The organism is Klebsiella sp. CN_Kp066, assembly GCF_040065135.1.
Classification (GTDB): domain Bacteria; phylum Pseudomonadota; class Gammaproteobacteria; order Enterobacterales; family Enterobacteriaceae; genus Klebsiella; species Klebsiella oxytoca.
The window spans coordinates 1-14,415 of sequence record NZ_JBEAIU010000034.1; the positions used below are offsets into that span (position 1 = coordinate 1).

Sequence of the window (14,415 nt, forward strand, 5' to 3'; positions counted from 1 at the left end):
CCGATGGTAGTGTGGGGTCTCCCCATGTGAGAGTAGGGAACTGCCAGGCATCAAATTAAGTAGTAAGCCGGTGCATAAATCCGGTGGTTACAGAAGTATTCGGTGGAGCGGTAGTTCAGTCGGTTAGAATACCTGCCTGTCACGCAGGGGGTCGCGGGTTCGAGTCCCGTCCGTTCCGCCACTTATTATATAGAACCGCAAGTCATTGACGTGACTTGCGGTTTTTTTGTTTTTGTATGCAGGTCGTTGTTGGATCTAAAGTAATTGCAGATTACATCTACGACAATCTATCATTAACGCTTAACGCTTAACGCTTAACGCTTAACGCTTAACGCTTAACGCTTAACGCGGGCTGAAAAATTACAGACCCGGCAGTCTGTCAGGCAGACGGATAGCCAATCATAATGTGTCTGTCATCGTACAACGATCGCCGCTTGCAAGGCCGGAGAACACAGATATGTTCTCCGGCCTTTTTACTTTTTGTCGCCGCTTCAGGAGCTCTTTCCGGCGGAACATTCGCGGTCCTCGAGGCTGTTATTTGGTATCAGGCTTCATCATTTTATTCATTTAATACAGAATGATTTAAAATGAAACTATCTTTTCTAATTTTAATAACGTTTGATATATCTATCCCGAGAATATATTTCGCTTAAATGTTTATTATATTACGATGATGAACTGATTCATTAATGTGATTTTTATCATTTATTAGCGTTTATGGTTATTATTTAATGGAGTGAAAATATATTTTTCAGAGTGGTCAGCTAGCATTGAATTTCATGTTAAGAACTTTGAGAATGAGATGAAGTACTATAAATTCATATGAATCATAGTTAATCCCTTTGTTTTTTAAGTGGTATTTTTTAATTGTGAAGGTTTTTGAAGTTTGTTTTAGTTGAGAGCTTTTTGTGAGATATAAAGACTTCTTTGCAAGTATAATATTAATCGAGACCGTAGTGCGTCTATCTTCAATTATTGCAATTTGTATTAGTGAGGTGATATTTTGTTTTTGCTCACCGTCTGGTGGGTATATATCCTGAGGAGGAGTAATATGGGTAATAGTTTTCAAAATGAGGTGCCAAAATCTCGAGTTAATCTTCAATTGGATCTTCACACTGGCGGGGCGGGAAAGAAAAGCGAGTTACCGTTAAAGTTACTTGCGGTAGGCGATTTTAGTAACGGAAAAGAACAACGGTCTTTATCTGAAAGAAATAAAATAAATATCAATAAAAACAATTTTGATAGCGTAATGGCTGAACTCTTACCTACGGTCGATTTGCTGGTCGAAAGCACTCTGTCAGGAGAGGCCCGGATAGAAAATATTAAACTTAACTTTGGTAGCGTCAAAGATTTTGAACCAGAACAGGTTGCTCGCAATATCCCATCGCTTCGTGCATTGATTTCTATGCGTAATTTACTACGCGATCTCAAAGCCAACTTGCTGGATAACGTCGAGTTCCGTCGTGAACTGGAAAAGATTATGAAAGATCCTGCGATGAGTAGTGAACTACGCGCAGAGCTAACGGCACTCGCACCGTAAAAAAGTAATGGACAACGACCGGAATAAATACGGTTCATCAAGGAAATGAAGAGGAGGGCATGCTGATGTCTGTACAAGAACATGACGCACCGGTAGCGCAGGCGCAGGCTGTGACCAGAGAAAATGTTTATCAGTCTCTGTTTAAAAAAATTCACCTGACGCCGGTTTCTTCTCTGAAACAACTCGGAGAGTGGCAGGATAGTGAAGCAATGGCGGAAGCATCAACGGAGGAGAGGGTCTCTGCAGCCATCCAGGTATTGCTTTCCTGCGTGGCGAAATCCGGAAAAAATGTTGAAAAGTTAGATAAATCACTGCTGGATTTTCATATCAGCGAGCTGGATCAAAAAATCAGCCAGCAGCTGGATACCGTGATGCACCACCCGGACTTTCAGGCGCTCGAATCGCTCTGGCGCGGCCTGTGGTTTCTCGTCCAGCGAACCGACCCTCGAAAGAATACCAAAATTGAGCTTCTGGATGTCAGCAAGGAAGACTTACGTCAGGACTTTGATGATGCGCCGGAAATTGTCCAGAGCGGGCTTTATCACCACACTTATGTGCAGGAATATGACACTCCCGGCGGCGAGCCAATAGCCTCAGTGATTTCCAGCTATGAGTTTGATAACAGCCCGCAGGACATCGCGTTGCTGCGTAATATCTCTCGTGTGGCCGCGGCTTCGCATATGCCGTTTATTGGTTCTGTCGGACCTGAATTCTTCCTTAAAAACTCAATGGAAGAGGTGGCTGCCATAAAAGATATCGGTAGTTATTTCGATCGTGCCGAATATATCAAATGGAAAAGTTTTCGCGACACTGATGATTCCCGCTATATCGGTCTTGTAATGCCCCGTGTACTTGGCCGTCTGCCGTATGGCCCGGATACGATTCCCGTCCGCAGTTTCAACTATGTGGAAGAGGTGAAAGGGCCCGATCACGAAAAATATCTCTGGACCAACGCGTCATTCGCCTTTGCGGCGAATATGGTGAAAAGCTTTGTTAACAACGGCTGGTGCGTACAAATTCGCGGACCGCAGGCGGGGGGAGCGGTCACCGATTTACCGATCCATCTTTACGACCTCGGTACCGGCAATCAGATCAAGATCCCCTCGGAGGTGATGATCCCGGAGACCCGTGAATTCGAATTTGCCAACCTTGGATTTATTCCACTCTCTTATTACAAAAATCGTGATTACGCATGCTTCTTTTCGGCTAACTCGGCACAGAAACCGGCGCTGTATGAGACGGCGGATGCCACTGCTAACAGCCGCATTAATGCCCGCCTGCCGTATGTCTTCCTGCTGTCGCGAATTGCGCACTATCTGAAGATTATTCAGCGCGAGAATATTGGTACCACCAAAGACCGACGTTTGCTGGAACTGGAGCTTAATACCTGGCTGCGTAACCTGGTGACGGAAATGACCGATCCTGGTGATGCGCTTCAGGCATCGCATCCGCTGCGCGATGGAAAAGTGGTTGTGGAAGATATTGAGGACAATCCGGGCTTCTTCCGTATCAGGCTTTATGCCGTGCCGCATTTTCAGATTGAAGGAATGGATATCAGCCTGTCGCTGGTATCGCAAATGCCGAAGGCTAAATCGTAAGCCACAGGCGCGATGAAAATCTCTCGTCTGCTGCGGGCTGAGGAGATCGACCTTCCTCTCAGCGGCAATTTCGTTGGGAAACCTTCAGTAATAATGGCTTTGCTCAACTCGCCATCTGCCCTCCCTCGGAGTGGCTGCTGTGGCGTTAGATAGCGCGGTGCTGGCGTTGAAAAAACTAAAGATGCCATTCCTGCGCCTGTGTTTCCCCAACGATACGTTGATGGTACGGAAGTATCAGATGGGCTCTCTTCTGCTTGCGACCTGAATACGCGTGCGGAAGAGAATACGGTGGACGCGGAGCAGAACATACCGTCGGAGGCGGCGGTACCTCAATCACACTAACAAGGAGAGTAATTCTCATGGCAATTCCTGCTTACCTTTGGCTGAAAGATGACGGTGGCGCGGATATCAAAGGTTCCGTAGACGTACAGGGACGTGAGGGCAGCATCGAGGTCGTGGCGCTGGACCACGATGTGTATATCCCGACGGATAACAATACCGGCAAACTGACCGGCACCCGTACCCATAAGCCATTTACCTTCACTAAGGAAATCGACGTATCCAGCCCGTATCTCTACAAGGCCGTCACGACGGGTCAGACTCTGAAAACGGCAGAGTTCAAGTTTTACCGGATAAATGACGCCGGTCAGGAAGTTGAGTATTTCAACATTACGCTGGATAACGTCAAGCTGGTCAGAGTGGCTCCGCTGATGCACGACATTAAGGATCCTGCGCGCGAGAGGCACAATCATCTGGAGCGTATCGAATTCCGTTACGAAAAGATTACCTGGACCTACAAGGACGGAAACATCATTCATTCCGATGCATGGAATGAACGTCCTTCGGCCTGATAACCGCGGCAGACAGGCAACTGTCTGCTTTTTTATGCGTATTTGCTGATAAGCCGGTCCTTCCGGTGGGGCAAACCCTATCACATTCTGACAGAAACCTGCCAGGCACAGGGTTACGGCTACGGGCGGTAGCGTGCCTGAACAGGATTCAGTAAAGGAAAAATCACTACATTGAAGAAGGGATATCTATGACCGTAAACCAGCCAGCTGCACTGCTACGCCGCCTCAACCCGTTCTGCGCCCGCGCGCTGGACTCCGCCGCATCGCTGTGCCAGACCCGCGCTCACGCCGAGATTACTATTGAGCACTGGTTATTGAAGCTGCTGGAACAGGGAGAAGGGGATATCACCGTCATTGCCCGGCGCTATGAGTGGGATATGGAGATTCTCTGGCAAGCGTTGCTGGGGCATCTTGAAACGCTTCCACGCTCGGTACGTGAGCGTCCGCAGCTTTCTAAACGCCTGACGGCGCTGATGACGCAGGCATGGTTGTTCGCTTCGCTGGAGAGCAACGAGCCGCAGATCCGTAGTCAGCACTTGCTGATGGCGCTGACGGAGAAGTCCGAACTGCTGGCTTGCGACGATCTGTGGGTGTTGTTGAGCGTGGGTCGCGTCCAGTTAGGGCGGCTGCGCGCGCTACTGGACGAGCAGTCGGAAGAGTGTCCGGTGCGGCAAAGGCAGGCAGGCGAACCGCTGGTGGAAGATATAAGTACAAATTCTTCTGCGCTTGCGGCGGATGATAGACAAGATGATGCGCATCGAGCTGTCCTTAAACGTTTCACTTCGAATATTACAGAAAAGGCCCGGATGGGCCAGATCGATCCGGTGTTTGGCCGCGATGTTGAGATCCGCCAGATGGTGGATATTCTGTCGCGCCGTCGCAAGAACAATCCGCTGCTTGTGGGCGAGCCTGGCGTCGGCAAAACCGCGCTGGTGGAAGGGCTGGCGCTGCGTATTGTAGATGGCAACGTGCCGGATAGCCTGAAAATCGTGCATATTCACTCGCTGGATCTGGGGCTGCTACAGGCAGGGGCTGGCGTTAAGGGGGAATTCGAGCAGCGGCTAAAAAACGTCATCGACGCGGTGCAGGCATCGCCGGAGCCGGTGCTGCTGTTTATCGATGAAGCCCATACTATCATCGGCGCGGGAAATCCTGCGGGCGGCGCAGATGCGGCTAATTTACTGAAACCTGCTTTGGCCCGCGGTGAGCTACGCACTATCGCAGCGACGACCTGGAGCGAGTACAAACAATATTTTGAGCGCGATGCCGCTCTGGACCGCCGTTTTCAATTGGTCAAAGTGGACGAGCCTGATGAGGACACGGCCTGCCTGATGCTGCGCGGGCTGAAGACCTACTACGCGGAGCACCATGGGGTGCACATCCAGGATAGCGCCATTCAGGCCGCGGTACGTCTGTCACGGCGTTATTTGTCCGGACGCCAGCTGCCTGACAAGGCGGTAGATCTGCTGGACACTGCCGGGGCGCGTGTCCGGATGAGTCTTGATACCCTGCCGGAGCCGTTAACTCAGCTTCAGGGACATCTGGCCGCGCTGGATATTGAGCAGAAGGCGCTTGAAAAGGATCGCGCGTTTTATCCTGCATCCGCGCAGGCTCGACTGGCAGAGCTCGCCGACCAGCGGGATCAACTCCAGCAAAAGGCGGATCAGCTGGAGTATCAGTACCAACAAGAAAAAGCGCTGGTGCAGCAGATTATAGCGCTACGCCGGGAAAGTCCGGACAGTGAACGGTTACCTCAACTACAACAGCAGCTGCTACAGCAACAGGGATTAACGCCATTGCTGGCGCTGGATGTGGATGCCCGGGCCGTCGCTACCGTCGTAGCTGACTGGACCGGCGTACCGCTCACTTCCCTGCTGAAAGATGAGCAGAGCGAGCTGCTGAATATGGAACAGATGCTCGCCAGGCGGGTGGTAGGCCAGGATGGTGCGCTAAAGGCTATTGCGCAGCGGTTGCGGGCGGCAAAAACCGGGCTCACGCCGGAAAATGGCCCGCAGGGCGTATTTCTGCTGACCGGTCCTGGCGGCACCGGTAAGACCGAAACTGCGCTGGCGATGGCGGATGCGCTGTTCGGCGGCGAAAAGTCGCTTATTACCATCAATCTCTCAGAGTATCAGGAACCACATACGGTTTCTCAGCTCAAGGGAGCGCCGCCGGGTTATGTTGGCTTCGGCCAGGGTGGCGTATTGACGGAAGCCGTCAGAAAACGTCCGTATAGTCTGGTTCTGCTCGACGAGGTAGAAAAGGCGCACCGCGACGTCATGAACCTTTTTTACCAGGTGTTCGATCGCGGTTTTATGCGCGATGGGGAAGGCAGGGAAATCGACTTTCGCAACACCATTATCCTGATGACCGCTAATCTCGGAAGCGATCACATTATACAACTGCTGGAAAAGAGGCCGGCGGCCACGGACGGGGATCTGCAGGAACTGCTGTATCCGCTGTTGCGGGAGCACTTCCAGCCTGCGCTGCTGGCGCGTTTCCAAACGGTAATTTACCGCCCTCTCGGGTGGGAGGCGATGCGGTCCATTGTGGAAATGAAGCTGGCGGCAGTGAGCCGCCGCCTGCGCGAACATTACGGTATGGAGACGGTGATCGGGGCCAGTCTTTACGATCAACTGGCCTCCTCCTGTCTGCTGCCGGATACCGGGGCGCGTAATATCGACAGCTTACTGAACCAGCAGATTCTGCCTGTACTGAGCCAGCAGCTGCTGGCGAATCAGGCGGCGCGACGGCAACCCAGGCTGCTGGCGCTCGGCTGGAGTCAAGAGGACGGTATCGTACTGGAATTAGATACGGAATAACGGGGATGGCGATGAATGCGCTGTGCTCTGGGCGTTACGACTGCCGTTTCCCGTTCATCCCGAAACCCGTCATGGCCGATAGTGATGCAAGCCTTCCCCTCGCCGGGAAAATATTCCGGACCGGAAAAAATCATAACCGATAGCCTAAGTGAGGGGGCGATGCGAATGAGTGAATTACTGCAGCAGTTAACCCGCAGCTGTTTTCCCGATCGGAATGCGCTTGAGGCGGGACAACAACAGGCGGCGCTGTGGCAGACGTGGCTGCTGCCAGTGACGACGGAGTCTCCGGTCGGGAGAGACCCCGTCTACCACGACGATTTCCAGCTGATGCGCGACGAGCTGAATAAGCTTTCCGGCGCGGATACCGCTCTGATTTGTCAGCTTGCGGAATCCCTGCTGCTCACTCAGGCAAAAGATGTACGCATCGCCACCTGCTATATCTGGGCGCGATTGCACCGCGACGGCGAACGCGGATTAGCGGAAGGTCTCGCCCTACTGGCCGGGCTGGTGCAGCGCTTCGGGACGCAACTGCTTCCCTCTCGTCCGGCGGGCCGGAAAATGGCGCTGGAATGGTTAACTGGCGAAAAGATACTCGACAGCCTGGCGCGTTACCCGGAAGTGGCAAAAGAAGACTTTGCCAATATTGTCGCGGCTCTCAATCTGCTGGACGCTTCTTTTTCTACATGGCCGGAAGAACAACAGCCGCCGTCCCTGATACCGCTGATCCAGGCGCTGGAGTCGCGGCTGGCGCAGTCGGGCGGGATGAGCGCGGTGGTGCCGCAGAACAGCGCGGCAACCGCTTCACCTCCGACAAATTCGCTACAGATACAGTCCATCAGTTCCGGGCGCGACCTGCTGGATCAGGCAAAAGCGCTGGCCCGCTACCTGAACGCGCAGCCGCAGGGCTGGCTGGCGGCGCATCGGTTGATGAAAACTCTGCGCTGGGACACCGTGCATGAACTGCCGCCTGATGTGGATGGCAGAACCCGACTGGCTCCGCCGCGTAGCGAGTCACGTACTCAGCTTAAACGGTTGTACTCGCAACAGAACTGGACCGAGCTGCTGGAACAGGCCGACCTGATGTTCAGCGCCGGGGTCAATCATTTCTGGTTTGATATTCAATGGTATTTGTATCAGGCGCTGGGCAAAGCGGGCGCGCCGTGGGACAAGTGGACGGCAATTATCCGCCAGGACCTGATGCTGTTGCTTGAGCGTTTACCTGGGCTGGAGAGCCTGGCGTGGAACGACGGCACGCCGTTTGCCGATGAGGTGACCCGCAGTTGGATTACCCGGCAGGTGCTGCCGCAAGATGAGGGGAACTGGCTTAGCAGGACGCCAACGGCCCCGGTGGAAGAGCCGGACAACGATGTGCTGGCGCTGGAACCGGAGGCGCTGGCGCTGGCGGACCGCGAGGGCGTTGATGCTGCGCTGGGCTGGCTCCAGTCCCGTGCGGGGATCGTCACGGCACGCCAGCGTTTGCTGTTGCGTCTGTTGATGGCTCGCATAGCGGAGCAGTACGGTAAAAGCGAAATGGCGCTGCTGCTGCTGGAAGAGCTGCATGGCGCTGCGCAGGGGCTGACGTTGACACAATGGGAGCCGGAGTTAATTTTCGAAGTCACGGCACGACAGCTGAAGCTGCTGCGCCTGCGGGCGCACCGCTATGCAGATAAAGCCCATCTGGCGCGGAAAATGGAAAATCTGCTGGCGGCGCTGGTGGCGATGGATCCTGCGCGGGCGGCAGTACTTTGTGATACGCAATATAAAGACTGAGAACTCACCCGGTATCGAGTTTAAAGGCGCCAATCCTGACGTTATTGCAAAGCCGAAATACGCTACCGATAAGAAGCCGACAGAGACTATGCCCGGCTTACCCTGACCGCGCGCCATTGAGAAGATAAATAGCAAGCAGCGGCTGTTTCCGCTAAAGGATAAAAATAGTATGGAAATCGCTTCGTTAAACCCAATGCCGACGTTTAATTTCAATCATGAATGGCCGCGAGCTCAGGGCAGTGAAAAGGATCGGCGGCTTCTTTCAGGGAGTCATAATATGCAATGTACTCACTATTGCCGGGCGATTATGCATTATTTGCAGCAACAGGAGCGTATATGAAGACGCCGCACTCTTCATTTATCAGCCCGTTCCGCACGGGCGGCGATCCCTGTACCTTTCGGGAGGCCGGCGAACTGCAGGCCGAAATAGGCAAACTTACGCATCCGGCGCGGCCGGATGTGGACTGGGGCAGGGTAGAGAGCCTGAGTCTGGCTCTGTTTCGGCAAAACGGCGTGGAGTTGCAAACGCTGGTCTGTTACGCGCTGGCGAGGACCCGGCAGTATGGGATAGCAGGAATGGTGGACGCTCTGGATGCCCTCGCGGCATTGATAAACCAGCGCTGGGGAGATTTCTGGCCGCTGCAGGTCCATTCAAGGATCGCGCTGCTGGCGTGGCTTGCCGAGAAGATGAAGCAGGCGCTGCGCGCGCAGGATCTTCAGTATCAGGATCTGGCGCAGATTAACCACTGCAGCCAGCACCTGACGGAAATAGAGAACGTGCTGCGGCGGTGCGAGGTCTGGCATATGTCAAAACTGGAGCAACTGGCCGTTCAGTTGCGAAATGCGGCGATGCGCCTGGAGCGGCTGGCGCCGCAGGGCGAAAAAACGGCGGCGAAGAAAATCGCCAGGGAGCGCCCCTGGCCGAGAGATGTAAAAAATGGGGCCAAAAAAACCGCTGAAGCGCAGGCATCGCGAAAGCATGACGAAAGCTTGTTATTGAAGAAAACTACGGAGAGTCCTCGCCAGCGGCGGGTATGGCCCGGCTTTATCGCCGGGATGCTGACGATGGTTTGCCTGGGAGGTTGCGGTTTCTGGGGTTGGTCATGGCTGAACCCGCCAGAAATGGGCCTACGTGAGGCACAGACCGCGACGTCGGTGTTGGCGTTGCCCTCAGCGCCGGGGAGGGATGGCAACAAGATGCTGAGCTGGGCGCAGGGAATGGCGACGACCCGCGCGCAGCTGAAGAGGCTGAATGACCTGCCGCCGCTGTGGCCCCTGCGCCAGGAAGAGGCGCTGCTCCTGGCCCTTGAACGCCGCTGGCCGAATAATTCGCAAATTAAGGCGATGAGCGCCGAGTGGCGTAAGCAGCGGGAAGCCAGCGCGCTGCCGGTGCCTGACTTACAGCGCTATGCCCAGGCGCAGGCGAAGCTACGGCAGCTTTCGCTAAGGCTGGATGCGCTGGATGAACGCAAGGGGCGGTATATGACTGCTTCTGAGTTGAAATCGGCAATTTTCAGCATCCGGCAGCTGTTACAGACGCCGCCGCTGGAAGAACAGCTCAGGCAACTGGAGGCTCAGGTACGAGCCGGAAGTCTCTCACCGGTGCTGCAAATGCAGATTGATTTTCATTTTAAGCAGTTGCTAAGCCGCTACGCTATTTTGCTGGATAGCACGGAAGTGAAACCGAACCCTCAGTAGTAGGATGTCGGCTGCGGTAGAGTAAAAACAGACGGGAAAAGTTGGCCCAGGATTTTTTCAGCCCGCCATTTGATTATTGCTGTTTTAGCAAAAATCCTCTGCGTTAAACGATCTTTTTCTCGATCCTCTCGTTGGTCATAATGTTTCTCATTAACCGCTATTGATAAATAATGAGGAAAATCATGACAATCCCTGCATTTGGTCTTGGGACCTTCCGTCTGAAAGATGACGTAGTGATCGCATCTGTAAAAACAGCGCTTGAGCTGGGCTATCGCGCCATTGATACCGCGCAAATCTATGACAATGAAGCGGCCGTGGGCCAGGCTATCGCAGAAAGCGGCGTCGCGCGCGATGAACTGTTCATCACCACCAAGATCTGGATTGAAAATTTAAGCAAAGATAAGCTCATCGCAAGCCTGAAAGAGAGTCTGCAGAAGCTGCGCACCGAATATGTCGATCTCACGCTGATCCACTGGCCGTCGCCAAACGATGCGGTTGCCGTGGAAGAGTACATGGCTGCTCTGCTGGAGGCGAAACGCCAGGGACTAACTCGCCAGATGGGTATCTCTAACTTCACTATTCCGCTGATGGAGCGCGCCATTGCTGCCGTTGGGGTAGAGAATATCGCGACCAACCAGATTGAACTGTCGCCTTATTTGCAAAATCGTAAGGTCGTCGATTGGGCCTCTGAGCATGGCATTCACATTACCTCTTATATGACTCTGGCTTATGGTAAAGCGTTAAAAGATGAAGCCATTGCCCGGATTGCGGCGAAACACAATGCCACTCCGGCGCAGGTTATCCTCGCGTGGGCAATGGGTGAAGGCTATGCGGTGATCCCATCTTCGACCAGGCGCGAAAACCTGGCAAGCAACCTGAAAGCTCAGGAGCTGCAGCTTGATGAAGACGATCGCCTGGCGATCGCCGCGCTGGACTGTCACGATCGTCTGGTTAGCCCGGAAGGTCTGGCGCCTGAATGGGATTAAGCTAACCCCTCTGTACTCTACAACCCTCTTACAGCTCCTGCGGGAGCTGTTTTACATGCTCACTAAGAAAGTCGATAAAAGCCCTGATCCGCGTGCTTACCGCCCTGTCGCTGTAGTACACCGCGCTAAACGGCATTTCAATCGGCAGCCGTTTGTCAGCCAGCAGTTCGACAAACGCCCCTTCAGCAATTTCTTTATCCACCATATAGTCCGACAGACAGGCTATACCGTTACCGGCCAGGCACAGCTGCTTGAGCGTTTCCCCGCTATTGGAAGATATCTCGCTTTCGATTTCCAGCAGTTGGCCATCGCAGCAGGAAACTGGCCAGGTATTCAGGGATACGGGCTCGCTAAAGCCGAGGCACTGATGATGTTTTAGCTCGGCGACGCTTTGCGGCGTTCCGTGCCGGGCAAGATAGTCCGGCGAGGCGATAATTTTGCGGTAGCTATTGAACAGCGGTCGGGCGCGCAGGCTGGAATCGGTTAGCGTGCCGGCGCGGATCGCGACGTCCACTTTCCGCTCAATCAGATTGATAAAGGTCTCTGACGAGACCAGCGAAAGGCTCATTTCCGGGTAGCGCTCACGGAAGGGCCTGATCAAAGGCATCAGAAAATGCAATATCACCGGCGTCGCGGCATCAACGCGAAGTAATCCTCTTGGCGTCGTTCGGCTTTCCAGAAGCTCATTTTCGGCGGCGGCCATCTCCTGAAGCACAACCTGCACTCGGCGGAAATAACGCTCGCCCTCTTCGGTCAGGCTTAGCTGGCGGGTAGTACGGTTAAGCAGGCTGACGCCGAGCTTTGACTCCAGCTTTTTTACTGCCCGGCTGACGGCGGAATTAGCCTGACCAAGCTGTTCGGCAGCGCGACTAAAACTGCCGCTCTCTACCACGGCGACAAAAATGGCGATTTCTTCTGAGGTAGCTCTCATTGTTGCACCTGTGGCAAAATTATATTGATACTTTGGCTATTTTTGTCATTAAAACATCTCTTCATACTACGTGTCATCTTAATCCTGTTGATACGGAGTACATTATGCCGCTGGCGCTACTTGCCTTAACTATCGGTGCCTTTGCGATTGGCACGACTGAATTTGTCATTGTGGGCCTGGTGCCTGACATCGCTGAGCAACTAGCTATTTCGCTACCCTCTGCAGGGCTGCTGGTTTCTATCTATGCGTTGGGCGTAGCGATAGGGGCTCCTGTGCTCACCGCGCTGACCGGGCGTATGCCGCGTAAGCAGCTACTGCTGGCGTTAATGGCGCTGTTTACCGCTGGCAATCTGCTGGCATGGCAGGCGCCGGGTTACGAGACTCTGGTTCTGGCGCGCCTGCTGACCGGGCTGGCGCATGGGGTATTCTTTTCGATCGGTTCGACAATTGCGACCAGTCTGGTCGCGAAGGAGAAAGCGGCCTCGGCGATTGCGATTATGTTCGGCGGGTTAACCGTTGCGCTGGTGACCGGCGTGCCGTTAGGCACCTTCATTGGCCAACACTTTGGCTGGCGTGAAACATTCCTGGCCGTGTCTATTCTTGGCGTAATCGCGTTAATGAGCAGCCTTATTCTGGTGCCTAATAACATTCCGGGCCGCGTCAGCGCGGGTCTGCGCGCTCAGCTTAAGGTTCTGACTCATCCGCGTTTACTGATTATCTACGCGATCACTGCTCTGGGGTATGGCGGCGTATTTACGGCATTTACCTTCCTGGCGCCGATGATGCAGGATCTTGCCGGATTTAGCCCATCGGCCGTCAGCTGGACCCTTTTGGGCTACGGTGTTTCAGTGGCGATAGGTAACGTATGGGGCGGAAGGCTGGCGGATAAACATGGCGCCGTGCCCGCGCTGAAGCTGATTTTTGCCGCCCTGTCTGCGCTACTGGCGATCTTTCAATTTACGGCCAGTGTGCATTATGCTGCCCTGGCGACGGTTTTGGTGATGGGGATCTTTGCTTTTGGTAACGTTCCGGGACTGCAGGTGTATGTGGTGCAGAAAGCGGAGCAATACACCCCTGGCGCGGTTGACGTTGCCTCTGGCCTGAATATTGCGGCATTTAACATTGGCATTGCGTTAGGTTCGGTGATTGGCGGGCAGATCGTAGCGCATTATGGTCTGGCCCAGACGCCGTGGATCGGCGCTCTGATTGTGCTGGTGGCGCTTTTACTGGTCGGAATTAGCGGCCGGCTTGATAAGCCAGGACTTCGCGCTAACGGCCCTGGCGTAGAAGGCTAAAGGTTTCTGGCAAATTGCATTGAAAGTGTCTACAAAAATCCCTATAACAGAAGAACCAGCTGCAGTCGGGCTGGTTTCCTGTTATCGAGGTTTGATGCCTAAATTGCGAAAGAATACCTATGCCATGCGCTATGTCGCCGGACAGCCTGCGGAGAGAATTTTACCTCCGGGGTCGTTTGCAGGCATGACTCCGGCTTTTCCGGCGGGAGTACCGTTAAGTTCGGATGAAAAAATCCGCGTACTGGTGTGGAACATCTTCAAGCAGCAGCGCGCCGAGTGGAAATCAGTTCTTAACAACTTTGGTAAAGATGCGCACCTGGTGTTGTTACAGGAAGCGCAAACTACACCTGAATTAGTGAAGTTTGCCACGTCCAACTACCTTGCAGCGGATCAGGTTCCGGCGCTGGTGCTGCCCCAGCATCCTTCCGGCGTGATGACGTTAGCCTCTGCGCATCCTATCTACTGTTGTCCTCTGCGTGAACGCGAGCCTATCCTGCGGTTGGCGAAGTCGGCATTAGTGACCGTGTATCCGTTACCGGATTCCCGCCTGCTGATGGTGGTCAATATTCATGCGGTTAACTTCAGCCTTGGCGTCGATGTCTACAGCAAGCAGCTGCTGCCGATTGGCGATCAGATCGCCCATCACAGCGGGCCGGTGATTATGGCAGGCGACTTTAATGCCTGGAGCCGCCCGCGAATGAATGCCCTGTACCGCTTTGCGCGCGAAATGTCGCTGCGCGAAGTTCGTTTCTCTGACGATCAGCGCCGCCGTACGTTTGGCCGCCCGCTTGATTTTGTCTTCTATCGTGGGTTAAGCGTACACGATGCTTCCGTACTGGTGACGCGTGCCTCCGACCACAACCCTCTACTAGTCGAATTCAGTCCCGGCAAGCCTGATTAATTAAGGTATGTCAGGCCTGCCAC

General features: G+C 53.9%; 10 protein-coding genes and 1 tRNA gene. 10 read left to right on the top strand and 1 reads right to left on the bottom strand.

The window, feature by feature from the left end; all coding sequences use genetic code 11:
* Positions 1-104 precede the first annotated feature (104 nt).
* The 8 genes from ABLV75_RS11730 to dkgB all read left to right on the top strand — a co-directional run bounded on the left by ABLV75_RS11730 (position 105) and on the right by dkgB (position 11,265).
* Positions 105-181 (top strand) — tRNA-Asp (locus ABLV75_RS11730).
* 870 nt (positions 182-1,051) lie between these two features.
* Complete coding sequence (tssB, locus tag ABLV75_RS11735; RefSeq protein ID WP_004099108.1) at positions 1,052-1,540, top strand: type VI secretion system contractile sheath small subunit; 489 nt, start codon at positions 1,052-1,054, stop codon at positions 1,538-1,540.
* A 65-nt stretch (positions 1,541-1,605) separates the two neighbouring features.
* Positions 1,606-3,138: a type VI secretion system contractile sheath large subunit gene (gene tssC / locus ABLV75_RS11740; protein ID WP_004099110.1), complete on the top strand. Its 1,533-nt coding sequence runs from the start codon at positions 1,606-1,608 to the stop codon at positions 3,136-3,138.
* Between the two features lie 359 nt (positions 3,139-3,497).
* On the top strand, positions 3,498-3,989 hold the full coding sequence (locus tag ABLV75_RS11745; RefSeq protein ID WP_004099111.1) for an Hcp family type VI secretion system effector: 492 nt from the start codon (positions 3,498-3,500) through the stop codon (positions 3,987-3,989).
* Positions 3,990-4,177: 188 nt separating this feature from the next.
* The gene (tssH, locus tag ABLV75_RS11750) at positions 4,178-6,811 is read left to right on the top strand and encodes a type VI secretion system ATPase TssH (RefSeq protein WP_004099113.1); all 2,634 of its coding nucleotides are present in this window, start codon (positions 4,178-4,180) and stop codon (positions 6,809-6,811) included.
* 165 nt (positions 6,812-6,976) lie between these two features.
* A complete protein-coding gene (gene tssA, locus ABLV75_RS11755) occupies positions 6,977-8,581 on the top strand; it encodes a type VI secretion system protein TssA (RefSeq protein ID WP_017146585.1) in 1,605 nt (534 codons plus the stop codon).
* A 336-nt stretch (positions 8,582-8,917) separates the two neighbouring features.
* Positions 8,918-10,279, top strand: a complete 1,362-nt coding sequence (locus ABLV75_RS11760; RefSeq protein ID WP_004099130.1) for a VasL domain-containing protein — start codon at positions 8,918-8,920, stop codon at positions 10,277-10,279.
* A 182-nt stretch (positions 10,280-10,461) separates the two neighbouring features.
* The gene (gene dkgB / locus ABLV75_RS11765; RefSeq protein ID WP_004099132.1) at positions 10,462-11,265 is read left to right on the top strand and encodes a 2,5-didehydrogluconate reductase DkgB; all 804 of its coding nucleotides are present in this window, start codon (positions 10,462-10,464) and stop codon (positions 11,263-11,265) included.
* A gap of 28 nt (positions 11,266-11,293) precedes the next feature.
* Here the strand turns inward: dkgB and yafC are convergent, their stop codons facing one another.
* Positions 11,294-12,196: a DNA-binding transcriptional regulator YafC gene (yafC, locus tag ABLV75_RS11770; RefSeq protein ID WP_004099134.1), complete on the bottom strand. Its 903-nt coding sequence runs from the start codon at positions 12,194-12,196 to the stop codon at positions 11,294-11,296.
* 104 nt (positions 12,197-12,300) lie between these two features.
* Here yafC and ABLV75_RS11775 point away from each other — a divergent pair, with 104 nt between their 5' ends.
* Both ABLV75_RS11775 and ABLV75_RS11780 read left to right on the top strand, forming a co-directional pair.
* The gene (locus ABLV75_RS11775; RefSeq protein WP_004099136.1) at positions 12,301-13,491 is read left to right on the top strand and encodes an MFS transporter; all 1,191 of its coding nucleotides are present in this window, start codon (positions 12,301-12,303) and stop codon (positions 13,489-13,491) included.
* 103 nt (positions 13,492-13,594) lie between these two features.
* Positions 13,595-14,392 (top strand): endonuclease/exonuclease/phosphatase family protein, encoded by a 798-nt coding sequence (locus ABLV75_RS11780; RefSeq protein ID WP_024359141.1) that lies wholly within the window; start codon positions 13,595-13,597, stop codon positions 14,390-14,392.
* Positions 14,393-14,415 lie beyond the last annotated feature (23 nt).